This is a genomic window from Rosistilla ulvae, assembly GCF_007741475.1.
Lineage (GTDB): Bacteria > Planctomycetota > Planctomycetia > Pirellulales > Pirellulaceae > Rosistilla > Rosistilla ulvae.
Map to the genome: position 1 here is coordinate 258154 of NZ_CP036261.1, position 26303 is coordinate 284456.

The 26303-nt window shown below is 58.0% G+C and carries 15 protein-coding genes; 5 read left to right on the forward strand and 10 right to left on the reverse strand.

All coding sequences use genetic code 11. From position 1 onward, the window contains the following. Positions 1–67: 67 nt before the first annotated feature. The 3 genes from EC9_RS00975 to EC9_RS00985 form a co-directional block, all read right to left on the reverse strand. The gene (locus EC9_RS00975) at positions 68–2455 is read right to left on the reverse strand and encodes a protein-disulfide reductase DsbD family protein (RefSeq protein ID WP_145341592.1); all 2388 of its coding nucleotides are present in this window, start codon (positions 2453–2455) and stop codon (positions 68–70) included. Positions 2456–2666: 211 nt separating this feature from the next. Then, the gene (locus EC9_RS00980; protein WP_145341594.1) at positions 2667–3659 is read right to left on the reverse strand and encodes an aminoglycoside phosphotransferase family protein; all 993 of its coding nucleotides are present in this window, start codon (positions 3657–3659) and stop codon (positions 2667–2669) included. Between the two features lie 63 nt (positions 3660–3722). Continuing rightward, entirely contained in the window at positions 3723–5090 is a 1368-nt protein-coding gene (locus tag EC9_RS00985; protein WP_145341596.1) for a DUF1501 domain-containing protein, read from the reverse strand. A 619-nt stretch (positions 5091–5709) separates the two neighbouring features. Between EC9_RS00985 and EC9_RS00990 the strand changes: the two genes are divergently transcribed. Together EC9_RS00990 and EC9_RS00995 are read left to right on the forward strand one after the other, a co-directional pair. Further along, positions 5710–8388 carry a hybrid sensor histidine kinase/response regulator gene (locus EC9_RS00990; RefSeq protein WP_145341598.1) on the forward strand — a complete coding sequence of 893 codons (2679 nt, stop codon included), beginning with the start codon at positions 5710–5712 and terminating at the stop codon, positions 8386–8388. A gap of 190 nt (positions 8389–8578) precedes the next feature. Beyond that, positions 8579–9709, forward strand: coding sequence for an HD domain-containing phosphohydrolase (locus EC9_RS00995; RefSeq protein WP_145341599.1), 1131 nt, complete (start codon positions 8579–8581; stop codon positions 9707–9709). Between the two features lie 228 nt (positions 9710–9937). Here the strand turns inward: EC9_RS00995 and EC9_RS01000 are convergent, their stop codons facing one another. The 7 genes from EC9_RS01000 to trpE all read right to left on the reverse strand — a co-directional run bounded on the left by EC9_RS01000 (position 9938) and on the right by trpE (position 23736). Further along, positions 9938–13939: a PAS domain S-box protein gene (locus EC9_RS01000; RefSeq protein ID WP_218934495.1), complete on the reverse strand. Its 4002-nt coding sequence runs from the start codon at positions 13937–13939 to the stop codon at positions 9938–9940. 204 nt (positions 13940–14143) lie between these two features. Then, positions 14144–14491, reverse strand: coding sequence for an ASCH domain-containing protein (locus EC9_RS01005; protein ID WP_218934496.1), 348 nt, complete (start codon positions 14489–14491; stop codon positions 14144–14146). A gap of 108 nt (positions 14492–14599) precedes the next feature. Further along, a complete protein-coding gene (locus EC9_RS01010) occupies positions 14600–15856 on the reverse strand; it encodes a response regulator (protein WP_218934497.1) in 1257 nt (418 codons plus the stop codon). Between the two features lie 98 nt (positions 15857–15954). Then, positions 15955–17466, reverse strand: a complete 1512-nt coding sequence (locus EC9_RS01015; protein ID WP_145341607.1) for an ATP-binding protein — start codon at positions 17464–17466, stop codon at positions 15955–15957. Beyond that, entirely contained in the window at positions 17463–18206 is a 744-nt protein-coding gene (locus tag EC9_RS01020) for a hypothetical protein (RefSeq protein WP_145341609.1), read from the reverse strand. Before EC9_RS01020 ends, EC9_RS01015 begins: the two co-directional genes overlap by 4 nt. 114 nt (positions 18207–18320) lie before the next feature. After that, complete coding sequence (locus EC9_RS01025) at positions 18321–21737, reverse strand: PAS domain-containing hybrid sensor histidine kinase/response regulator (RefSeq protein ID WP_145341611.1); 3417 nt, start codon at positions 21735–21737, stop codon at positions 18321–18323. 493 nt (positions 21738–22230) lie between these two features. Continuing rightward, complete coding sequence (gene trpE, locus EC9_RS01030) at positions 22231–23736, reverse strand: anthranilate synthase component I (protein WP_145341613.1); 1506 nt, start codon at positions 23734–23736, stop codon at positions 22231–22233. Positions 23737–23993: 257 nt separating this feature from the next. Between trpE and EC9_RS01035 the strand changes: the two genes are divergently transcribed. The 3 genes from EC9_RS01035 to EC9_RS01045 are packed head-to-tail and all read left to right on the forward strand — an operon-like array spanning position 23994 to position 26270. Further along, the gene (locus EC9_RS01035) at positions 23994–24515 is read left to right on the forward strand and encodes a UvrB/UvrC motif-containing protein (protein ID WP_145341615.1); all 522 of its coding nucleotides are present in this window, start codon (positions 23994–23996) and stop codon (positions 24513–24515) included. Positions 24516–24542: 27 nt separating this feature from the next. Further along, entirely contained in the window at positions 24543–25628 is a 1086-nt protein-coding gene (locus EC9_RS01040) for a protein arginine kinase (RefSeq protein WP_145341617.1), read from the forward strand. Between the two features lie 51 nt (positions 25629–25679). Then, entirely contained in the window at positions 25680–26270 is a 591-nt protein-coding gene (locus EC9_RS01045) for an RNA polymerase sigma factor (RefSeq protein WP_145286216.1), read from the forward strand. Positions 26271–26303 lie beyond the last annotated feature (33 nt).

Here is a 26303-nt window from a genome sequence, read left to right on the forward strand (position 1 = left end):
TCTACCGGGCTGATCGAAGTGCTTGCCCGGGAACTGAGGCGTGTCCGGATTGCGGCAAGTTTACCGGTTATCGCACCAAGCCATTGTCGCGCGATGCCGATTGAGGAACCGACTCGGATCCGGTTGCCGCCTTCAGCGCTGCTTTGACCTGGCTGTCGGTCAAGATGTCGGGGAGCACGATCGGATTCTTGGGATCGCCAGCGGGGTAGATTGCCAGCAATGGAATCGAAGCGCTTTTCAATTCGCTGAGCTTCGATTTGATCTCGTCGCTCGGTTGGCTCCAGTCGGCTTTCATCGGGACGACGTTGTGCTGTTGAAGCGCTTCGGCCATCGATTCGGTATTCAGCACGCTGTTAAAATTGTAGATGCAGGTCGGGCACCAATTGGCCGTGAAGTCGACCATCACGGTTTTGCCCTGCTTTTGCAATGCTATCAACTTCGCTTCGCTGTACGATTCCCACTTCATGATCTCCGCCGCGGGAACCAACAAGTGGAACATCAACAGGGTTAGCGCGATCGCCGCACTCGCACCGGTGCACCAAGCGGTAAACCGCTTCTGCATCGATTCCCAGTTCGGTACGCGGCCGATGATCCAGCAACCGAACCAGACGGCGATCAGCATGCCAAACACGGCGGCGCGATATTCATCCGGAACGCCCGCGAACAGATAAACAACCGTTCCCAGCAGGAAGAAGGAGAGCCCTTGTTTCAGGGTCTCCATCCATTCGCCTGGCTTGGGCAGCCAAGCGATCGTGCTGGGGAACAGTCCGATCAACAGATAGGGCAACGCCATTCCCAGTCCGATCGCCGTGAAGACGGCAACGACGACGAAGTTCGATTGCGTCAGCATGAACCCAAAGACGGGGCCCAGGAACGGTCCACTGCAGGGCGTGGCCAGGACCGTCGAAAAGACGCCCTTGGAAAACGCACCGGCGGGGCCCTCTTTCCGCTGCAGCGCGCCGGCGGAGCTGTTGGTCGCAAAGCCGGGCAACGGGATCTCCCAGGTGCCCAGGAAGCTGAGTGCCATCGCAAAGACGAAGACCATCAACCCCAGTCGAAACTGGATGTAAGTGTATTGTTCACCCCACGAAAACGATTCGCCGTAAAAGGTGCGAAACCCGATTGCGACGGCTGCCAAGCACCAAAAGACCGACAGCAACCCAAGGGTATACCAAAGGTTCAGCGAGAGGATTTTACCGCGATCCTGGCCGGCTTGTTCGACAAACGACATCACCTTCAAACCGATCACCGGCAGGACGCAGGGCATCAGATTCAAAATCACGCCGCCCAACAAGCCAAAGGCGAGGGCCAGTGGGATACTGAATCCGCTGCCGCTGCCCGGATTGACACTGGCCGACAGATCGTCGACCCAGTCGCCCCCAGCGGCCGCTTCAGCGATCTGGTTGTATTCGATCGACGTGATAGCGACCGGCGTTGCGGCGTCCGAAGTTTCTTTGCCCAAGGCGATCGTGGCGGTTAAGCGAATTCCGCGACGCTCCAAACAGCTGGTGTCGGTGCAGGCTTGATAGCCGATCATCGCTTCCAGCGGATATTCGCCCGCTTCGGCAGTCTTGTCGACTTGAATCGGTAATGTCCAGGTCACATCCCCTTCGTGATACGCGATCTCGGCGAGGCCGGGGATTTGTTGATCGCTGAGCACCGGTTCGGTCGAAGCGGTCGGCGGGCCAACGCGCAACGCAGTCTTCTTGGTCACGATCATAACGGTCGAGAAATTGGCGTCGACGGTCGAGGACTTATACAGATGGTAGCCGTCATCGACGGTCGCGCGGACGATCAATTGAGCATCGTCGCCGGGGCGCACCTTGCCCGGTAGCAGCTCGGCACTCCAAGAGACGACCGATTTTTCATCGCGGAATTCGCCGCCGGCCATCGGCGGGGCGTAGCTGCCGGTGAACTTTGCCGTCAGCGTCTCTTCGACTGGCAGGCAGGTGGCGTCTTTGCAAGCTTGGGCGTCGACGATGATTTCGAATTCGGTCGACGATAAGTTCGCTGGATCGGCGAATTGGATCGGCGCCGTCCAGATCACTTCGTCCACATGGTCTTCCACCGTCACGCCTTGGAAGATCTCGGGATTCGATTTCTGCGGAGCGGTGTTGGGCGTGAACGGACCGAGCAGCTTGACCGGGCTGCCTTCGCTCAGTTCTAATCGCGTTCGCTTGGGACCGCCGGCGGGCTGAGTAACCGAATAGAGATGCCAGTCCTTGGCAACAACCGCTTTGACATGAACGCGACCGCGGTCGGTGCCGTCGGCTTGTTCGAAGGTCGCTGTCAGTTGCACCTCTTTTTCGACAGCCCCCAACTTCAAGCCCGATGGCAATTGAGGCGCGAGGTTAAATCGTCGATCGGTTTGAGCCAGAGCAGGGACAGCGAGTGCGAGCAAGCAGATCAGCGTTGCCAATCGAGATCCGTGGTTTACCATAATTTGACACTTCATATTGTGTATTCCCCGAGACGACTGGATAGCCTGGGTGTTCGACTCTGCCCCTACAGAGACAGAAAATTTTACGGTGCCGACAAAAACAGGGTCAACAGCTTAGTCGGCGCGATCGAACGTTTTTAGTGTGCGTTAGCACACATTACGTTTCACTCGCGGCCCGAAAATCCAACCAACCTGCAGCAACTGACATATATCTGCGCTGCGGGGGCTACGGGAACAGCATTTCCGCACGATCGATCGTTTCTCGGAACCGATCGACTGCTTTTTCTGCTCCCGCATCAAACCTGCGGTTCTCTACGCACAGCCATTGGGTCCAATTTGCCGACGCTATCAAACTCGTGGCGGCGTCCAACAAGGGGATCAGACGCTCCGAATCGTCAGCCAGTGGGCAGATCCGACGGTACGCAGCGATAGCTGCATTATACCACTGGGGAGGTATTTCCCCACAGCTTCCTAGAAATCTGGCCAGGTCGGTCGCCGGCGTGTCGATGCGGACGGCGTCGTAATCGACGATCGCTGAAACCGATTCCGTTGCGCTGCCAAGGTTGTCGAACAACAGATGTTCTAGGTGGACATCGCGCAGTACCCATTGGGTTTTCACCCGGACCGCCGCCGCTTCGTTCAAGCGATAGCGGATCGCAGCGTGGTTCGCATTCCAGAGTGCCATCGCGCGGTGGGCCAGCGATTGCAGCGGCGGTGGCGAGGCGAGCACGCGATCAAACGGATTGTTATGAGTCAGTTGGTCGATCCGCGCGATCCGAGCCAAGACCGCCGGAGCGACCTGGTCTTGGCAATCGACAGCGGCAAGGGATCGATGGATCGAGGCGATCGCTGCGGCCGCCTGTTCGATCCGCGGAAGGGACAGTTCGTCGCGCGAAAGGCATCGGCCGGGCATCCAACGCGTCAGATCCCAGACACCGTTGTCGCTAGCGATCCGCGCGGTGGTTCCTGGGCGACAACCGACCTCGGGGACCAGCATGCATCCGCCGGTTCGCGCGGCGGACATAAAGCGATGCACCTGATCGACCCGCGCGATCTCGGTTCCCAGCGGCCACCGACGCAGACAATAGCTCGTCCCATCGGCCTCGACGCGATAGACTCTCGCGCCGCTGAGTCCCCAGCCGCTGGCAGCCGGTTCGATCTGTGTGGCTCCCCGCGGCGCGAGCAACTGGTGGAGAATCGATTCGGGGATTTCGTTCATGCGGGCAAGTTGGTTGCGGAGCCAGGGCAAAGCCTTGATTCTACCGATCGCAACCGCCGACGCTTAGACCAGTTCGCGGATCGGTTCGATTCCCTGAGCGACAGGATACTGAGGTCGCCCGCGGAGATCGAACTCGCGAACCGTGTTCAGATCGATGCCGAGGTTGTGATACAGCGTCGCCAACACCTCTTGGAACTGAATCGGTCGGTCGACAGCATGTTCGCCCAAACGGTTGGTCGAACCGATCACTTGGCCGGTACGCATTCCACCGCAGGCCAACAACGCTGTCGAAACGCGAGGCCAGTGGTCGCGTCCCGCGTTGGCGTTGATCTTGGGCGTGCGACCGAATTCACCCCAGCAGACGACCGAGACATCTTTATCGAGATTGCGTTCGACGAGATCCTGGATCAGTGCGGCCAGAGCTTGATCCAGCATCGGCATGTCTTGGCGGGCGCGTTTGAAGTTCTGACCGTGCCAATCCCAACGGCTGAAGTTCAGCGACACGACGCGGGCCCCCGCTTCGACCAACCGCCGTGCGATCAACAGATTCTCGACCATCTTCGGCGCCCCGTCGGCGCGGAACTGTGGATCCCCGGTGCCATATCGCTCGACGATCGCGGGATCCTCTTTCGACAGATCCATCGCGTCGGCCAATTTGCTGCTGGTCAGGATCCCCAACGCTTGGTTGGTGAAGGCATCCATTCCGTCCATCGCGCCAGTGCTGTCGAGTTCGCGCTGCAGCGAGTCGATCGATTTCAACAGACCGGCTCGATCCTGCAGTCGTTCGAGCGTGATGTCTTTTAGAACCATGTTGTCGATCTTGGAGGTTTCGCCTTTGCCACCCATCAATCGGAAGGGTGCATGAGCCAAGCCCAGGAAGCCGCCAGCGCCAGGTTCTCCCCATGGCGCATGACGCGTCTTGTACATCAGGCTCACGTGCGGCGGCATCGCGTTGCCCGCAGGGCCTTGCAGCTTGCTGACCCATGCGCCCATCGACGGCCAGCCGCCGGCCGGTTCATTGTTCCGAGCGTCCCAACCGGTGACGCATTGGTCGCTGTAGTGCGGCCCTTTAGCGCCAACGACCGAACGGATGATCGCACAATGCTCCATCTGCTTGGCCAGCTTGGGAAACAACTCGCAGATTTCGATCCCCGGCACGCTGGTCCCGATCGGCCGGAACTCGCCGCGGATTTCGCTGGGGGCATCCTGCTTGAGATCCCACATGTCTTGATGGGGCGGGCCGCCGGGCAGGAAGACGTTGATCACCGCTTTGTGCGGACGATGCCCCTCGCCTTTGGCCGCTTCGGCCTGCAACAACTGGGGCAACGAAAGCGTCCCGAGCGTCATCCCGCCGACTTTGATGAAGTTACGACGCGAGACACCATCACAATACTGACCAGCACCGCCAGATCGGCCGAGAATCGTTAACATCGCAGAAGGCTCCACAGGTAGGAACGAACAACATCGATGTCGTTCGCGCGTGGTTGAGGGTCGTTTGCGTTGACCGCACGTTGGGGGGCGGACAACCTAACGCATATCGTAACGGTCGCTTGCCCGCCGTACAACAAATGAAACTTGCAGATTCACACTGTATTTTGCGAGTGCTAGCATCGATAGCACGGTTGGGAGCGACGAAACGGGGCATCCATCGGTATCCACTCGCCGCCCCCCATGAATCGCCACGTAGACGCTAGTTCAGGTGCCTGTGGACCACTAGCCAGGCTTGATAGTTGACGTGGTGTCACGTCCCTGCACAACTTACGCATGCGCCCACATGGCGATCGTGCTCGCATGGATTAGGGCGCCCAGCGGACCGATTCCTGCTCGTCCTGCAGCGACGTGTGGCCAACTTCGGTCAATCGCTTCGGTTGCGATTGCAGATCCGCGCCCCTTGCTGCCGAAATTCATAGCAGGTCAGTAGGTGGGCAATGTGGATGTCGCAAGACGTCGGATAGGGGGTGGCAGGTTTTCCAATTTGAGAGTTTTTCATGTCGACAACTTTCCCAGATCGAGTTCGGATCTGACTTCATCTGAAAAAGGCTCTCTAGAAATGCCACACGATCCCCCTCGCAACCGCCGCTTCGCAGCCGCCGTCCCTTGCGTATTGCTCGGCGGGATCGTTGTATTGTGCTGTGGCGGATTCTATCTTCGCGAAGCGGGGCATCTAAAGAAGGCTTTGCTGGCGAACGAGCGGACAGGAATCGATGCTTGGGCGCAGCATGTTCAATCGAATCTTCGCCCGGTCGCCGACGACCTGCGCCAACTGGGAAACGACGCCAGCCTGATCGACTACGCGACCGCTGGCGACTCCGAATCGCTTCATCGAGCGACGCAGCAGGCGGTTGTGTTCAGCCGATTGAAACCCGAATACGATCAGATCCGCTATCTGAATCAACAGGGTCATGAAGTGCTGCGGGTCAATCAACACGGGCGGGTCGTGCCCGAGGAGGAACTGCAAGACAAATCGGCCCGCGATTACTTTCAGAAGGCGTCCAGGTTGGAACCGGGGCAGATCTATTTGTCCGCCATCGATCTGAATGTCGAACACGGCCAGATCGAGCAGCCGTTTCGTCCGATGCTGCGATTTGCGATGCCGATCTTCGATGAATCGGGAATGCGGCGGGGTGTCTGTGTGATCAACTACTTTGCTGGTGGCATGTTGCACTGCATCGAAGAGGTGCGTCCCGACGTCGCTCATCGGTTGCGTCTGCTGAATCAGCGCGGCTATTGGCTGAAAGCCTCCGGTCCGGAGCGGGAGTGGGGATTTATGTTCCCCGATCGCAAGATCCTACCGCTTTCAAAAACGGACTCAGCGCTTTGGAAGCGGGTGGAATCGGAGCTTCGTGGTCAGGTCCAATTTTCATCGGGGACGTTGACGTGGCAAAAGGTTGACCTGCGAAAGAGCATCGCCACGGATGCCGATTCGGTGGTCGCCGAAGAACAGTACTTGATCTTCGCATCGGAGATCAGCGACGAGGAATATGCCGATCTGTTGTCTCACTTGAAGACGTTAGCTGGGTTGTTGACGCTTGTTCTTTTGGGGCTGACGATGGTCGCCTACCGCATGTACCGGTCGAAACAGCAGGCGACCGATGCGATGCGCAGCAGCCAGGAAGATCTGGAACAAACGCTCGATTCGATGGACGATGCGTTTCAGGCCCGCGAGGCGGCGGAGTCGGCCAACCAGGCGAAAAGCGAATTTCTGGCATCGATGAGCCATGAACTGCGCACGCCGCTCAACGGCATCTTGGGGATGAACGAGTTGTTGTTGAACACGTCGCTGACCGATCGCCAACGGCAATTTGTTCAAGCGGGCGATACGTGTGGCAAGGCGTTGATGCAACAAATTAACGATATCCTCGACCTCTCGAAGATCGAAGCGGGCAAGCTGGAGTTGGATATCCGTTGGTGCGATTTGGAAACGTTGGTCTATTCCGTGGCTGAGGTCTTTTCGTATTCGACACAAAAGAAAGGTTACCCGTTGGATTGCCAGATCGATTCGCAGGCGTGTGCGAACGTGCGATGCGACGAGAATCGTCTGCGGCAGATTTTGGTGAACCTGGTCAGCAACGCCGTCAAGTTCACCAAGTCGGGAAGCGTGACGCTGCGGACTCAGTGCGTCGACCAGCAAGCCAACCAGATGCGGTTGCGATTTTCGGTGATCGATACGGGGATCGGAATCCCCAGCGACCGCCTGGATCGACTCTTCAAACCGTTTTCGCAGGTCGACCGTTCCGATTCACGCGAGTTCGGCGGAACGGGGTTAGGGTTATCGATATGTAAACAGTTGGTGGAGTTCATCGGAGGATCGATCGGGGTGGAAAGTCAGCCTGGGGTCGGTTCGACGTTTTGGTTTGAGGCGACCGTTGAGACCGAACCCCAGAACGGCTTGGTCGCGGATCGCCGCCACGCGTTGGCGGGTATTTGTGTTGTGTCGGTCAACAAAACGATCGATGCGCGGCAACAAATTTTCGATAGCCTGCAAGCGTGGGAGTGTCCTTTTGAACGCTTCCAATCGTTAGCCGAAGCTCGCGAAGCCATTGAAGTCGCCGAGCGTCAGGGCAAGCCGTTCTCTCGCGTTCTGGTCGATTGTCAATCGGTCGCTGCGGATGGTGGTGGCGAATTGCAACGTTTTACACAAGCCTGCCGGTTGCCGATCATCGGCTTGGCCGCCGATTTGGACGACGCGTTGCAGAAGCGTTTGGCGGAAATGGGGGTGGGAGATGTCCTCTTGGATCCGGTCCGACCAAGCGCGCTGTTCGATGCGCTCGCCACGGCGATCGCGGTTCCCGAGGACTCCATGTCCGCGGCGGCAACGATCTCAACGGCCACAGAGGCGTCAAGGAAAACGTTGTCGGCCCACATTCTGGTGGCGGAGGATAACGATATCAACCAGATGTACATTCACGAGTTGCTGACTCGGATGGGCTGCACCTGCGATATCGTCTTCAACGGCGACGAAGCACTGACGGCGCTCGAATCCAACCGCTACGACTTGGTGCTGATGGATTGTCAGATGCCCGGGATGGATGGCTTTTCCGCGGCGAGCGAAATTCGCCGGCTGGAGAGGACAGGTGAACGTTCTGGTCACATGCCGATCGTTGCCTTAACCGCCAACGCGATGAAAGGGGATCGTGATCGATGTATGGAGGCTGGGATGGATGAATATCTCAGCAAGCCGATCAAGTTGGAAAGGTTGCGCGAGATGCTGAGCCGTTTTCTCGATTAGCCGTCGCCCCAGATGCGAACGTGTCTATAGGTGGCAGTGGTTGTCTAGGCGAGCACGTTTGATCACGTTGCTTGTCGGGATATCTGGTAAACGTGATACAACGTTGGAAACCGCGCTGCGGAATCGTGTCATGAAATGATGCTACGTGGGGAATGTGACCTAGTCTTCGGAAGACGAAAGGGGCAGAGCCATGAACGTATTGGTTGTTGACGACGATTACATCTCGCGAACCGCAATCGCTCGGACGCTGGAAAAAGGGGGCTATCAAGTCACCACAGCAAACGACGGGCAGATGGCGCTTGAATTATTTCACCAACATAATTTCCAGGTGGTCGTGACCGACTGGGAGATGCCGCGCATCAGCGGCATCGAATTGTGCAAGGCGATTCGTAGGCTGAGTCCACGTCGGTACATCTATTGCATCATCGTCACCGCTCGCGACCAAGCGGCCGATACCGCGATGGGATTTGCTGGTGGAGCGGATGATTATGTCACCAAGCCTTTCAATCCACATGAACTGTTGATGCGGGTTGGTGTGGGCCGCCGGATCGTTCAATTGGAATCGGCCAACATGACGATCTTCGCCTTGGCCAAACTGGCTGAGTCGCGAGATCCCGAAACCGGTGCCCATCTCGAGCGCGTGCAGCGGTACTGTCGGATCCTGGCCGAACACCTGCAGAAATGCCCGCGGTTCGCCGACCAGATCGACGATGAATACGTCGATCTGATCTGCCGCACCAGTCCCTTGCACGATATCGGCAAGGTTTCGATCCCCGATAACGTTCTGTTGAAGCCGGGGCGATTGACCAAAGAAGAGTTTGAGGTGATGAAGTCGCACACCACGCGTGGTGCCGACACGATCGAATCGTTGCTGCACGAATTCCCCAACACCTGTTTCTTGGACATGGCGTTGAACATCATCATTTCACACCATGAGAAATGGGACGGCAGCGGTTATCCGCATGGACTGTCGGGGTCGGAGATCCCGTTGTGTGGACGGATCATGGCGATTGCCGATGTCTACGACGCGTTGACATCGAAACGTGTGTACAAGGATGCGTTCAGTCATGAACGGGCCAAGTCGATCATTGTTGGCGATTCGGGAACCCACTTTGATCCCGACATGGTCGACGCGTTTGTTGCGTTAGAAGATGACTTTGTGAAGATCGCCGCACAGTTTGCAGAAGCGTCTCCGTCGGACCCTTCACCCGATCCGACCAGCCGCTCAGAAAGTGACCCGAGTGTTCCGGTGGTCGGTTCGATTGCCAGTGACAACGCTGCCGAGACCAGCGAAATCAGGCCAAGTCTGGAACATGTCTAAGAGACAGCACGTCTTGGTGGTCGACGGTCTCGGTAGGTCTAACGTCCGATGAATCGGTGTTGCAGAGCACGTTGTGGGAAGACGCGCCAGGTCCGGTCATCGTTGCTCATTCGTTTGGCAACGATCTGTCCGAAGTCGTCGTATCAAGAATCAACCGATAGATGCTGCCGCGACCGTGCCCCGTGGATCGGCAAAGATGTTGGTTGTCGATGACAACCAACCGACCTATCAGCGGGGCGCTTCGATTTTTTCGACGCGGCAGAATTGTTCGACCAATGCGTCGTGCAGCTGCGTTTGCCCAACCGGTTTTGGCAGGTGGCAGATCTCTGTGGTTTCTTGGATCAACGTTGGGCTGACCGCCGACACCACCAATAAGATTGCGGCGTCTCGCGCGGCGGGATGCTGCCCGATGGCGGAGTCCCGTGGCGGGTCGGACGGTTCGGCGAGGGTTTCGTCGGTGATCACGAGATCGTACGCCCAACCCGCCGCTGTTGCCTGCCCCAGTTGCTCGAGCCCGGCGTCAAAATCGCTAACCGCATCGACCTGAATGTCCCAGGCGGTCATCGAATCGACGATCATTTTTCGAACCGCTGGATGCGGCTGAAGCACCAACACACGGCGAGACTTCAAGCTTTGGACAACGCGTTGGGGCGGGCAATCGGTTGCCACATCGGTTCGGCGAAAGCTGGTCGAGAACCAGAACTGCGAACCGATTCCGACATTGCTGTGCACGCCGATCTGGCCCCCCATCGCTTCGACGATCGCCTTGCTGATCGACAGGCCCAGCCCCGATCCGCCGTACTTGCGGCTGATCGAACCATCGACTTGCGAAAACGTCTGAAACACGCGGTCCAGGCGGTCTTCCGGAATTCCAATCCCCGTGTCCTGGATCGAGAACAAAATCGTCGCTTCTTCGTCGCTTAGATGTTGCAGTTCGGCGCGCAGAGTGATCTCGCCGCGCTCGGTGAACTTGATCGCGTTGGCCATCAGGTTGACCAGCACCTGTCGCAACCGATGACTGTCACCGATCAGATGCAACGTGTTGGGGTGGTCCAGGTAATACAGCAGTTCGAGATCTTTCTTTCCCACTCGGGCCGGCATCGATTCCATCAGATCGTCGAACAATTGCAGCAGATCGAACGGATGGTCGTCCAGTTCCAGTCCTCCTGCTTCGACGCGGGAGAGATCCAAGATGTCGCTGATCAAAGTCAACAACGCATTGCCACTGCTCTGACACGCGCTGACAAACCGTCGCTGGCGTGCATCCAACGGCGAATCGGCTAACAACTCCGTCATCCCGATCACTCCGTTGAGCGGCGTTCGCAACTCATGGCTCATCGTCGCCAGAAATTCGCTCTTCGCACCGCTGGCCCGTTCCGCCTCCTCTTTGGCGGCTAGCAGCGACCGTTCGCTCTCCTTGCGTTGGGTGACATCGACTTGGGTGACGATGAAATTGCAGACCTCGCCCTCGCCGTCAAAAACCGGATCGATTTTTAGATCGGTCCAATAGCCTTTACCGAACTTGTTGTAGTTGTACATTTCCGCTGCCACGCTCTTCCGCTGTCCCAGCGTGTGGATGATCTCGGCGACCGTTTCAGGATCGGTTTCTGCCCCGTGCAGAATCGTTTCCGGTCGCCGACCGACAACATCCTGCAGCGTGTAACCGGTCAGCAGCGTAAACGCTTGGTTCACCCATTCGATTCGCCGCAACGCATCGGTGATGAAGACCGAGTGTTGGGTCTTGCTGGCGACCAGCGAAAGTTTGGAGATCTCGCGGTGGGAATCGCGAAGCTTGTCTTCGGCTCGTTTGCGTTCGACAAACAGAGCGATCGTATCGGCGATCGCCGCCAGCCCCTCGAGGGTCTTCGCTTCCAGGCGCTGGTTGGCGAAGAGGGCCAAGACACCGGCAACCCGGTCGCCAACAATCAACGGATAGCCCGCAAACGCAACCATCCCTTCGCGCTTTGCCCATTGCGGATGGCCGATCTCACCATCGTTGGGCACATCGTTGGTCAAATGCGGCTGTCGCGAAGCGGCGATCCGTCCGATTTTGAAGCTGCCGACAGGAACGCGCGCATGGCCACCATCGATGTGGGTATACATCCCGGCACTGGCCTGCAGGTCGAGTATCTTTTCGGAGGAATCGATCGTCCAGATCCGGGCGAAACTGGCGCCAAGGCGGTTGACGACCGCTTGGCAGCATTGCTGCAAACCGGGGCGCAGGTGTTCGGCACGCGATAGGGCGATCCCCACGTCGGCCATCAAGTTGGCGACTTGGGTCCGTTCGGCAAGTCGCGCTTCGACCTGCCTCCGCTCCGAAATGTCGCGCACAATCGCAACAAAACGGGGTGGTTCATCGACCGGTGCCACGTATTGGATCAAGACGTCGACGGGGACCTCCTGGCCATCCTTGCGGCAGTGATGTGTTTCGAAGCGTCGCGAGGATTGCGAATCGGCCATCAATTCGTCGAACAACGCCCTCAGTTGATCTCGGGACATCGTCGAATCGATGTCGAAGATCGACATCTGCTCCAGTTCCTCGACGGTATAGCCGAGGTGTTCGATTGCGCCGCGATTTAAATAATAGAACCGGAAATTGTCGGGGCGGAACATGAAGACGCAATCATAGGTTTGGTCGAGCGTCGTCTTGAATTCATTCAGTTTCAGTTCATGCTGCTTCCACTTGGTCAGATCGACCTGCGTGCCGACCATTCGATAGGGACGCGCTTCGGCGGCGCGGCGGACGGCGACGGCGCGCGACAGGACATGCAGATAGTGTCCTTCCTTGTGGCGGACCCGGCACTCCAGTTCAAACGTATCGGCCAGACCGTTTTGGCACCGCTGGATCGCCTCTCGGACGCGAGGTTGATCATCGGGATGGATCAGCGAATAAGAGTCCGCCGGATCGGTTCCCAGTTCGTCTCGCGTGTAGCCCATCATCTCCAGATAGCGCGTCGAATAATAGATCTCGCGCGTTTCGGTGTTGCAGTCCCAGATCCCGTCGTTGCTGCCTCGGACCGCCAGGTTCAATTGCTCGCGACTGAGCTGCAGTTCGTCTTCCAGGGCCAGTTGCCGCTCGATCTGTTCGTCGGAGGCAAGTTTGGCCGCCTGCAATTCCTGTGTTCGCGTCTTGACCAGCCGCTGAACGTGTTCGGTTCGACGGGATTGCACACCGATAAAACCACTGACAAGCAGCGAGGCCAAGATGCCTGCTGCCAAGGCCATCGTCGGCGTGTTGTTGCGACGTTTGGCGACATAGTCGTTGTTTGCTGTGAAGTGCATGGTCCAGTGGCGACCGGCCAGTTGGATGTTGCCTTCGTAGACCAGCATCGATGCTGCGGTGGGACCAGTAGACGTTTTGTTGAGGTGGTCGGAAGCATCGACCAGGCGGGGCTGTCTCGCATAGGCAATCGGCCCGGTTTGTGGCGTGCCTCGTTCGTGCAGCAGAATATGGATTCCGACGGGGACCAGCGAATCGATCGCCGATTCGAGCACTTCGTCGATCCGCAGTCCACCGACGACAACCCCTCGCAGTACGGGCGGTTTCCCCGCAATGGCGTTTGTCGCCGATTCGCGTTCAAAGATCGGGCGGAGCAATCGGACTCGCAGTCCTGGGCTGGTGTGGGAGATTTGCCGGGCCGGTGCCGCTGATAGGCCAGGAGTCGTGATCGCGTTGTTGAGCGATTGTTGGAGCGCGGAATTGACGCCAAAGTCTTCCCCCAATGCGACCATCGGATCGCCCTGGGGATAGACAAACGTGACCGGCAGATAGCGATCGCGCTCCTCGGCCGGCCGAAGTTTCCCATCGGATTGGCGTTGGACGATCCCGTTGGGCGGAGCGAATTCGCCGTTTTCGTAGGCCTCGCGATCCTCTCCCGATACATTTGCTAGCCAGGCAATGCTGTCGATGCCAACGGCTGCTGGTTTGACCGTGGTGACGAAGCTGTCGAATTCGGATTGGTCGACCTTGGTGGAGCTGTTGTAGATCGCTTCGACCGACCGAATCAGATCGACTGGCCTGGCCAAGCCGGCGCGAAACACTTCGGCACGCTCGATCGACGAGGCGTGGAACTCCTTGCGTATCGCTCGGAGTTCGAGCGAACGCATGACGTTCCACAAGGCAAAGCTAGCAATCACACCGGAGACGAGGACCAGCAGCGGAAGGATCCATTGCTGTCGCTGTGCATCGCGAAGCACGCTGCCAGTTGCTGGGCGTGATTGAAAATTCATTGCTTCAGTGCGAATCGAGAGGCGATGTTCGGCCCAATCCATTGGGTGGCGATCGCATCGCGGATTGCAATCGTGTTTATTCAATCAGATCGGTGGCAGCCGGTCGCGACTTGAGGTAAACAACCAGCGGGGGGCTGCCATAGACGCCTTGCCCCCCTCTGGAGAGGCTTTGCTGCTGCGTCGTGTGGTGGGGGGAGGGTTAGGTCAGTTGAACGGCTTGAACCAAACGGGATTGGGGCGATTGTCTGGCTTCCGCAATGTTGCCGCTCGCTCGGGCCTGCACAGATACCATTGGCCCTCCTTCGAATCGAACAATTCGACCGTTCCAACGATGGCGCCTCGCGGAAGGTCATCGCAAGTCACATCGCGGATACCGTATTCCGCCATCCAATCGGATTCTTCGGCGGCATCGTACCGCCCCAGTCCTGCGTAGATAAATATGCGGCCGCGGATCTTGGTGGTCGAGGAACGATATTCGACCTTCTTGATGCCCCGCATGATCGCTTCGGCATGCGGTTGCCTCACGCTCAGGGCACGTGTTGGTTCGGGCATGTCTTGTCTTTCGTATGAACCCGTCCATGTTGTCAGGCGTTGTCTGAGCACCTCAGCGTCGTGCCGGTCCCGCGGCAATTTTAACATCGTGGCGGTCGGCGGGGGCGATCAGGCGCGTTCCAGTTCGCGTTGGGTCAGCGAAGGGATAAAAGCGAGGCAGCGGGAGACTTCGCTTTGGAGATCGTCGATCAAGTCGACGATGTCTTCGAGGTCATCTTGCCGTCCGGCGCGTTCGATCTCCGCCGCGATCGATTGCAACGGATGGGCGGCGAGGATTCCCGCCATTCCCTTGAGTGTGTGCGCGGCGTTTCCGGCGGCGGTTGCATCGCGTTGGTTGGCGTACATAACGATCTCGTCGACGCGGGCGCGGCTGTCCGATTCAAACGATTCCAACAACGATTCCGCGAATCCAAGGTCTCCCATGCACCGTTCCATGAACTCTTGACGGGCAAATGGCAACTGAGTCTCGGGCTGTGGAGTATCCACGGTGGGTGTTGTCCGATTATGCAGCGTTTGCGGAAGCCATTGTTGGACGATTTCGGTCAGCTGTTTCGGATTAAATGGTTTGGCCAAATAGTCGTCCATGCCGGCATCGATGCACTTCTGCCGATCCTCTTTCAAGGCATTTGCGGTGACAGCGATAATCGGGCATGGTGAGCGGACGCGGCCATCCAGTTGGCGGTTGCGAATTTCTTGAGTCAATGAAAACCCGTCCATGATCGGCATTTGGCAATCCATCAAAATCAGATCGTACGCTTGGGATTCGATCGCCTGCAGCGCCTCGCTGCCATTTGCAGCAATTTGGCATTGCCAGCCATTGCCGATCAATACCTCGTGGGCCAGCATTTGATTGATCTCGTTGTCTTCGACCAGCAGGATTTGGGGTGTTCCCGGGATTGCAAGGGTTTGCAACCCATCGGCTTCAGGGACGCTGATGGCGGCGGAGTTCGAATCGGTCGCTGCATCGGGGTGTGAAGTGTCTGTGGCGGTTGTTTCTCGTGTTGTGTGGCGGGTCGGTTCGTTTGCGTCGCGGTACACAGCGAACACCTCTTGTGTGGTTTGGGGTGGATTGGGGGCGGGTGGGTTGGAGAGTTCTTGGGCGGTGGACAACATTTTTTGTAGGCCGTGAATCTGTGATTGAACGCCACGGACGGCCGGTTCAAATACAAACACGACTTCGATGAAAATCGCCAGCATCGTCAATACAAAGATCGTTCGTTCAGGGGCTGCCGGCATTTGCAAAGCCCATGGGATCACAAACTGCGCGGTGATCGATAGGCCGAGGATCACACACAATGACCGGAGGTAGGCGCGACGCAGATCCCTGCTGGGATCGTGCTGCGGTGGAGATGGCGTCTTGTTCATGATGGCAGGTTTTGAGCTGTCGATATTCTGTATTCGTTTGCTTCGCATCCAATGAAGTTTGCGGCGACCTGGTGCCCGTTGGGGTTTGTGAATCGCTACTAATAAGTCGAACTAGAGTGCCCGCACTGGAGGGTGTCGGGAACGTCTGCATCCAACGGGCAGTCCGCGAATTGCAATTCGGTGCGATCCGGCAGGGCGTGCTGATTGGTCGGTTGAGTTGCCGATGCCCCGATGTCGGTTTCTCGAGCAGCAAGTTCGCGGCGAAAGACCGCCGTAAACCAAAACCTCGATCCAACGCCCGGTTCGCTCTCCACGCCGATCTGTCCCCCCAACGCATCGACGATCGATTTGCTGATCGACAATCCAAGTCCTGACCCGCCGTATTTGCGGCGAATCGATCCATCGACCTGAGAGAACGATTGAAACAACCGATCCAATCGGTTGCGGGGGATTCCGATCCCGGTGTCCTGGATCGAAAATAGTAGCGCGACCCGATCGGCCGACGCTTCTTGAACTTCCACCCGCAACGCGACCTCACCACACTCGGTGAACTTGAGCGCGTTGCCCATTAGATTGACAAGCACCTGCTGAAGGCGGTCGCTGTCACCCTCGAGATGTCGCGGCGCCGAACTGTCCAAGTGGCATCGTAGCTGGACGTCTTTCTCCTGCAGTCGCAGCGGCATGCCAGCCATCACATCGTCCAGCAATTGTCGTAGATCGAAAGGCTGTTCGTCTAACTCCATCCGACCCGATTCAAGTTTGGAAAAGTCGAGGATGTCGTTGATCAATCGCAATAAAAGAGTTCCACTGCTTCGGCACGCGTTGACAAACCGACGTTGTCGATCGCTCAACTGCGAATCGGCCAACAACTCTGTCATTCCGATCACGCCATTAAGGGGCGTGCGCAGTTCATGGCTCATGCTGGCCAAAAACTCTCCTTTGACACAATTCGCCTCTTCGGCCGCCCGTCGGGCTTCGTCCAACTGTACGGTGTGGAATGCCAACGCATGCATTTCGCGAACGCTTTGTCGAATCGTGATCAGCAAAACGAGGTCTTCGAACAACACCCATGCGGCGTGTTCCGTCCATCGCCACGGCGACGTGTTGGCGACTCCGAAGACCGATTCAGGCCACCAGATGCCGCGAATGGCATGATCGGCGATCATTACCAACGTCGCCAGCACGAGCACTTTCCAGTCGCGGTAGGCGGCCAGGAATGCAAGCGAAACAAAGATATGGAAGTGTGTCTCGATCCGGCCTCCGGTGACATGAATTAACAGGCACGAGAACAACAACTGGCTAGCGGCGACGACAAACCGGGTGCTCAATCGTCCGGGCTTCAACAGCGCCATCGCGATGGGAAGGCTGGCCAGCAGTCCTCCGCCGAAGATCGCCATCAATACATGCGGATGCGGCGCACTTTGCATCCCATCCCAGGTGCGCGGCGAAAACCAGCAGGCCGCGATGATTATTGCAGCCCACTGCAGAACCATCAGGCCGGCGAACATGCGGTCGGTGCGTCGATAGATCGCCAACGCGTGCCGCTGGAAATGGACGTGTTGGGAGCGTCGGAACCTTTGCTCGCGAATCGATTGCGTCGGGTGGATCATCGGTTAGACTCCCTCGTCGGCAATGTCGAACTTGTCAACCGCAGCGATGCGGGCGGGGATAACAACTTGCATCCGAAAGCCGGTTGGACCACGCACATGTCGCGATCGGGGTGGGGGTGGTGTGTGGCATCGTGTTGGGTCAGTAGAGTCCGCAACCAACCTCCAGCCCGGCTTTCTCCAGCCTGGCCGCGCGCGGTCGTTACGCCGCCCGAAAAAAGTTGTTTGCCGGCGGGATCGAACAGCATCACCGTTCCGCTGGTGTTGACGCCAAACCGTGCGCACTCGATACCTTGATGGTCGGGTACCAGTGTCGAATTAGGCAGGGTTTGTGCCCGTTGATTCAGCCGGCTGTCGCGCCAGTCAGACGGTTCGTTGGTCGGCATGCTGGCGACGATCAAAGTGTTCGGCAGCGGGCTGGATTGGGTTGCCACCGCAGACAAGATTTTCTGTAATTCGCCGACCGTGGCCTCGCTGCATGAACATTTCGGATGCAGAAACAGCACAAGCGTTGGCGACTGATCCGCCAGCGGAAGCGATGACTGCGAAGGCCAATTGGCGACATCTTGGCTGAGATTGCTAGGGTTGGTTCGCAGGCCATAGTCGGTTATCCAAGCGAAACATCCGGCAACCGCGACCAACCAGCCAATCGTTACCAAGAACCAGGTCCGACGCGTTTGGGGCGACAAACATAGAACCGATCGATCTGCGGCCAGTGGGCCGTCGACTGTGGTTTTGAGCATTGTTCGTCTCGAATGTTTTGAAAGGGAAGCGTGCCGTTTCTATGAAAAACGATCGTACGTCGGGGCGAGAACGCTTGGCATTGGCAAGCGTCGCAGGTTCTCTGCCGCTATGGGTTATGCCAGTTCGCTGGGACTCTCGCCGCAAACGGTTGCTGCGGGCAAGGTGGGCTGGGGGATCGGCGGCGCCAGCGGCCAGTTGGTAAGTGCCGCCGGTTGGCTGTCGCATTGAGGGGCGTCGCAGTTTCCCAACGCAGCGCGTTGTGAGCGCTTATCTGCCAGTTCCAACATGCTTTGCGTGACCGCGTTCAGATGCGCCGGATTGAAAGGTTTGGAGACATAATCATCCATCCCTGCGTGCAGGCACCGTTCGCGATCGCCTTGAACCGCATTGGCGGTCAACGCGACGATCGCCGGCGAATATCCGATCCGTCCGTCGGCTTCGCGTTTGCGGATTTCATGTGTCGCGGTAAACCCGTCCATGATTGGCATTTGGCAATCCATCAGGATCACGCTGTAACGCTTCGATTCGACTGCTTGCAATGCTTCAACGCCGTTTTCGACGATGTCACATGTAAAGCCGCCTCGCGAAAGGATCTCCCGTGCGAACAACTGGTTGGTCGCATTGTCTTCGGCCAGCAGGATTCGCGTCGCGGTTTTGGCCTCGTCTCGCTGTTGTTCCTGCTGCACAATATTGTTCGCGACGGCAACCTCGCGTTTGTTGGGGCCGCGGCAGAATTGGTCGACCAACGCATCGAGCAGGTGGGATTGGCCAACGGGTTTCGCTAGGCAGCGTTCGTATTGATCGGCATCGATCCTCGCGTCGCGATCGGGCGATCCGTTCACGAACAGTGGAACCGGGGCGTTGTTCTGTCGGCGATGTTCCTGGAGGTGTTCGATCAACCGGCCATCGCAATCGCTGAAGATCGCATCGTCGGCGAGGACCAGGTCGTAGGGTTGGCCGGTTCCGGAGCCGCGTTCCAGGCGTCGTTTTGCGAGTTCAGTTGTCGCCACAGGGTCGACGTGGATCTCCCAGTTACGGAAAAACTGGGCCAGCATTTTCCGTGCTGCCGGTTGGGGTTCGATCAGTAGGACGCGGAGATTCGACAGTCGTCCGAGCGACCAATCTTGCGTCGAATCGGGAGCTTCTTCGCTGTGTCGAAACGTGACGGTGAACCAAAACTTCGATCCAACCCCCTCGGTGCTCTCGACGCCGATCTGGCCGCCCAATGCGTCGACGATCGCTTTGCTGATCGAAAGCCCCAGTCCCGATCCACCGTATTTGCGACTGATCGAACTGTCGACCTGGGAAAACGATTTGAACAACCTGTCCAATCGGTCTTGCGGGATGCCGATTCCAGTGTCTTCGATGGAGAACCGGATCGTGGCTCGATCGTCGGTCAGTTTTTGCGGTTCAGCTCGCAGCGTGATCTGTCCCTCGTCGGTGAACTTCATCGCGTTGCCCAACAGATTGATCAACACTTGCCGCAGCCGATGGCTATCGCCGATCAGGTTCAGCGTGGTCGGGCTGTCGAGCATGTACAGCAACTCGACATTCTTGTCTTCCGATCGCAATGGGGTGCAGGCCATCACATCGTCGAGCAATTGCAAGAGGTCGAACGGATGTTCATCCAGTTCCAACCGGCCCGCTTCGACTTTGGTCAGGTCCAGAATGTCGCTGATCAGTGTCAGCAACGCGTTGCCGCTGCTTTGACATGCGGTCACGAAACGTCGTTGCCGGTCGTCCAGCGAGGAATCGGCCAACAATTCGGTCATTCCGATCACGCCGTTGAGCGGAGTCCGCAGTTCGTGGCTCATGCTGGCCAGGAATTCGCTCTTGGCAACGCTTGCATCTTCGGCGGCTTTCTTGGCGGTCTGCAGTGCTTCTTCGGCCTGCTTTCGCTCGGTGATATCGCGGACCGAGACGGTCAGCAGATGCGACCCGCTCAGCCCCACCTCGGTCGTATTAAACTCCAGCGGGAACGTGCTGCCGTCGCGACGCGTGCCGACGATCTCGCGCGTCTTGTTGTGTTCAGGAGGCAACGGCCAGGTCATCAGCTTGCTCACGTTGGTGCCGATCAATTCCTTGTCGGTGAACCCGAAGATCCGTTCGACAGCCGAATTCACCATCCCGATCGTGCCGCATCGGTCGATCGTCAAGATCCCGTCGAAAGCGGAATTTAAGATCGCGCGGGTCCTTTCGGATGATTCGCACAACGCTTTTTCAGCGTCCTTGCGGCGTTGGATATCCTCCACCACGCCGATCAAGTGCGACGGAGCGCCGCTGCTGTCGCGGACCAGCGATACCGTTGCGTTTACCCAGACCGGTGAGCCGTCTTTGCGGATGTAGCGTTTTTCGGTCGAAAACGAATCACGCTGCCCCGCGATCGCTTGCTCCACTAAGTTCAAGCATTTGCCGAGGTCGTCGGGATGAGTCGCGTCTTGGAAGTAGCTGGCCAGCAGTTCTTGGCTGCTGTAGCCGAGGATTTTGCATATCCCTTCGTTGACGCGAATCCACCGCCCGTCGAGTGCTACGTGGGCGATCCCCAAGGCGATCTTTTCGAACGTCATTCGGAAGTTGCTTTCGCTCGCCTGAAGCGTGTCGCGCTGGCGTTGAGCTTCGGTGCAATCGATGCAGACACCGATGAACTTTTCTGGCTCTCCCTTGTCAGCGATATGTTTCCCTAAAACATGCACATAGTGGATCGAACCGTCGCGATGCACGACGCAGTGCGTGGTGTCGTAGTGAGTTCCCGATGCGATGCATTTGGCAACCTGAACGCCCACTTGTTCGTGTTCACTGGGGTGCAAGCAATCGAGGAAGGTTTGGTATTTGAAGGTGGTTGCTTCGGGATCGGTGTCGAAAAATTGACGCGTCTTGGCGTCCCAGTCCAGTTGGTCTTCGGTGATGTTCCATTCCCAGACTCCCAAGTTGCCCGCTTCGATGGCGAAGTCCAGCTTCGTCATCCGACGCTGCAGCTGCCGGACCTGTTCGGCTTGGGACAATAGAGGACGCAGTTTCGGCATCAGGCAAGCCAAGGCGATCAGCGTGCAGCAGGAGGCCAGTGTGGTCAGCGTCTCCAATGGTTGGGAGAGTCGATCGGCGGGCCACCATCCACGGCCGGTCTGCGCCAGGTGGCTGAGACCACTCACCAGCATGAAGCCGGCAAAGATCCACAGCGCGCTGGAGACCGGACAGTCTTTGCGGCACAGCAGGTAGAAACCGAGGGTGGCTGGAATCGCGAGATAGGCTAAGAAAACCGAGAAGTCGGAAACTCGAGAGCGTCCGACAATGTTTGACGAACCGATGTTGGCAGTCGAATGGGCGACGAAATGGCATCCGCTCAAGCCGATCAAAGAATCGGGAAACAGCCCGGCGGCGCGCAATTCTCCCGCCATCGGCATCGCTGCCGTGGGGAGATCGAGATGCGATCGGTTGTGTTTTGCAGCAGCCCCGTCCGACGCAACTACGGCTGCTGCGTTCGCTAGGAACGCGGCAGCTAGGCACATGATGCCTGTGGTTTGTCTATTCATTACGTCATTTATTGTCTTAACGGCGAAAAATTATGGTCGACTCTGGGTCCAGCTTGCGCCATTGCAACCGACGCACAACAGACTGCCTGACGGCGGTTTGCAAATGCGGTTCGGAAAGCAGTGAATCAGTGCTTCGCTCAAAGCGGCCTATTTACTCTACGGTTACGACGAAGGGGGGGCGGGCCTGCGATCGACGGCAGCAGCCAGGGCAGGTGCCAACCGACAATCATCACAATCGAACGAACCGGTCCGTCGGAGCGTCGCAGTGTGAATCAAGGTCCTGGCAAAGATAGGACACGTTTAGTTGCGCCGTCGTAAACGGGCGCGTCAAAAAAGAAGGTCTGCGCCTAATACGCTCCCGATGACGGGCTTTGCTGTCCGCTGGAGGGGGCGGCGGGAAGCCATGTGTATTGGAGAACAGCCGGTTGCCGCAGCGAGAAGAGTTTGCCGCAGCGAGAGTTTGGAAAAGCGGCCGCCTTGGCGGCGCGGTCGACTAAGAGTTCCGCTTGTTTGCGTTCAATCGAGAAAGAGTCAGGCTGATCGCGCGGACCATGCCTTTGGCTTTGTTAACCGTTTCTTCGTATTCCGCATCGGGATTGCTGTCGGCGACGACGCCGCAGCCGGCTTGGACGTAGACCTTGTCGTTTTGCACGACCATCGTTCGCAGTGCGATGCAGGTATCCATGTTGCCGCGATAATCGATATAACCGACGGCGCCGCCGTAGGGGCCGCGGCGATGCGGTTCCAGTTCGTCGATCACCTCCATCGCGCGAACCTTCGGGGCGCCCGAAACGGTTCCGGCGGGCAAGCAGGCTTTCAACGCATCAAACGCGTCCAGCCCGTCTCGCAATTCGCCGCGGACCTCGCTGCTGATGTGCATCACGTGGCTATACCGTTCGACTACCATCACCTCCGTCAATTCGACGGTTCCGAATTTTGCAATCCGGCCGATGTCGTTGCGCCCCAGGTCGACAAGCATCACGTGTTCGGCGCGCTCCTTCGGATCCGACAGCAGCTCTTCTTCTAGCGCCAGGTCCTCTTGTTCGGTGGCGCCGCGGCGGCGGGTGCCGGCCAATGGGCGGACCGTCACGACGCCGTCGACGACGCGCGTCATGATCTCGGGAGAGCAACCGATCAGGGTGCATTCGGGAGTCCGCATGTAGAACATGAACGGGCTTGGATTGACGACTCGCAGCGAGCGGTAGATCTCAAACGGATCGACCGACGTGTCGACAGCAAACCGCTGGCTGGGGACGACTTGAAAGATATCGCCGGCGCGGATGTATTCGCGGCACTTCTCGACCGCGTCGGCAAAACCTTCGCGAGTGAAGTTCGATGAGATATCGAGCTGCTCGTCGTGACTCTGTTCGACGTCGGCGGTTTCCAGGTGCGGCACCGGCCGCGACAGTTGGGCGACGGTTTCATCGATCCGTTGCTTGGCGTCGCGATAGGCTTCCGCGGGGGAATCAAAATCGGCGGGACGGGCGACGGCGACGATCGTCATCGTCTTGGTGACGTTGTCGAAAACGACCAAGGTGTGGTAGAAACCGAAATCGAGGTCGGGCAGCTGGCGATCGTCTTCGGGAGCGTTGGGAAGGTTTTCGACGTAACGGACGACATCGTAGCCGGCGTATCCGATCGCTCCGCCGACAAAGGGAGGCAGATCGCCGGTGTCGGCAAAGGTCACGCCAGCCAAGTGTCCGCGGAATTCATCCAGCGGATCGTCGCAGGTTTTTGTTTCGCAAGCGTCGCCTCGCGTGATCGAGACCGATTGGCCGTGGGCGCAGAACCGCATGATCGGATCGACGGCGAGGAAACTGAAGCGGCCGACTTTCTCGCCGCCAATCACGCTTTCGAACAGACACGCACTGCGGCCGTTGTCCAACAGCCGAAAGGCGCTCACCGGCGTTAAGCTGTCGCTGAGCAGACGGCGGGAGACCGGGACCAGATCGTGGGTGCTGGCCAGATGGGTGAATTGATCTTCGTTGGGCGTATGCATTGCGTTTACCGAGGATTGGCGGAATTTGCTGTCATAGAGCGTCAGACCGCCTGGCGGGTTCGAGAGATTCGATTGAAGACTGATCGTGTAATTCGTCCCGGCCCCGTACAATAGACAACGGCGAGGGCGAAATGCCGCCGGTCGCTACCAGCCGGTTGCGTTGGTTGACGGTTCAAGGGGGACAGTTAGAATCGGCAAGCCTGTTATTGCAGGTGATATCTTAATAAGGATGGTGTTTTGAGAAAGGCGTGTGAACAATGAAGTGTCAACACTGCGAAAAGCCAGCGACCTTTCACATTACCGAATTGACCGAGCCAGGTGGGCCCCAGGTGATGCATCTTTGCGAAGAACACGCGCGGCATTATCTGTCTAAGGAGCAGTCGACTCCTACCAGCCTGGTTGCCGATCATCTGGAAAAGCAGCTGAAACTGGGGCAGACCGCTGAGGAGTTGGCGGAATTGGACCAACAGGAATGCCCGGTCTGTGGGATCACGTTCTATGAATTCCGCAACGCCGGACGGCTGGGGTGTCCGTATGACTACACGGTCTTCCAGAAGGATCTCGAACCGCTGTTGATCAACATCCATGCGTCGCGCGAACATAAGGGGAAACGCCCCACCCGCTTGGCTCCATCGGCCGATCGGCAAGCCGAATTGATTCAGCTGCGCCGCGAGATGGAGGAAGCGATCGAGAAGGAAAACTACGAGCGAGCCTCGGAGATTCGCGATCGCATTCGCACTTTGGAATCGGGTCAATCGGATACATCGAGCGATCTCTAATCAATCACTGAAGGTACGCACGTGGACATGGATCCGAAGTTGGATGAATTGGCGGGACAATGCGGCGAATGGCTGCGCGGTACCGGGCCGGAATCGGATATTGTGATCAGCAGCCGGATTCGGCTGGCTCGCAATCTGGCCGGTTTTCCGTTCATCAAAAAATGTAGCCCCGAAGACCGCCAAGCGATCGAACGGACCGTGCGGGGCAAGATGGAAAAATTGGCCCAGTGGAAAGATGTCCGCTATCTGATGGTCGACGATCTTTCGGAGGTCGACCGCCAATTCCTCGTCGAACGCCAATTGATCAGCCGCGAGCTGGCCGATTCCGAAGGGGCGCGAGCCGTTGCGATCGATCCCGGAGAACAGTTCAGCGTGATGATCAACGAAGAGGATCATCTGCGGATGCAGGTCATGCACAGCGGCCTCAGTTTGCAAGAGGCGTGGCAGACGGTCAACGCCTTGGACGATCTGATCGAAGGCGAGATCACGTATGCGTTTCACTCCAAGTTTGGCTATCTGACAGCCTGTCCGACCAACGCTGGGACCGGCCTGCGGGTGAGCGTGATGCTGCATCTGCCAGCGCTTGTGATCACCCGTCAGATCGACAAGGTTTTCCGCAGCCTGCAAAAGATCAGCGTGACGGTTCGCGGTCTGTACGGCGAGGGATCGCAATATATGGGCGATTTCTACCAGGTCAGCAATCAAATCACGTTGGGGCGCAGCGAAGAAGAATTGGTCCAACAGGTGAGCGAAGTGATCCCGGTGTTGATCGATTACGAACGACGGGCGCGGCGATTTTTGGTCGAAGAGAGCGAGCAGGATCTGCACGACGATGTCAGTCGGGCCCGCGGGATTTTGACCACGGCCAAGAAGATCAGCAGTGAAGAGACGATGCACTATCTGTCGAAGGTCCGGATGGGGATCAATCTGGGGCTGATCGACGACCTGCCGATCACGACGATTAATAAGTTGTTTATCCACACCCAGCCGGCGCACCTGCAGAAACTCCGCGGCCGCACGCTTGGTTCGGCCGACCGGAACGTCGAACGGGCCTCTTATCTGCAGCGTCATTTAAGCGATAGTGGTTCCAACGGCGCGGCGGAACTAAACTAAAGCAGGTAACGTCCGCTCCCCCCTTCCGTACCGGCCACCTCTCCTCTGCGCGTGAACGACGATTCAAAACTCATCGACCAGGCGCTCGCGGGTGATCGAGCGGCTTTTGGGCAATTGGTACGCCGCTACCAGGATCGCTTGTTCGCGTCGATGCTGCAGGTGACCGGGTCGTCCGACGACGCGGAGGATGTCGTCCAAGACGCCTTTGTGCGGGCGTTTGTCAAACTGCACACGTTCCAACGGCAGAGCCAGTTCTTTACCTGGCTGTACCGGATCGCGTTCAACAGCGCTTTGAGCCACCGGCGTCGCAAGCGGAGCACGGTTTCGTTGGAACACGCTCGCGAATCGGGCGGGATCGAACCGGTCGATAAGGTCGACGCGCCGGACGCCGCGATGATCCGCGACGACCGCGTGCAGACGGTTCGCACGGCGTTGGATCAGTTGACCGAAGACCATCGCGTGATCTTGGTATTGCGTGAAATGCAGGACTGTGCGTACGAAGATATCGCTCAGATTCTGGAGATCTCGATCGGCACGGTCCGCAGTCGGTTGAGTCGCGCTCGGGCTGCCTTGAAGCTGGTTCTCGAAGAGATCGAAACCAAGCAAGAGTCGCAGGGCGGGGCGACCGGCGAGCTGCGGTAGTCCCCTTCGGAACGCCTGCCCCAGTCGTCATAA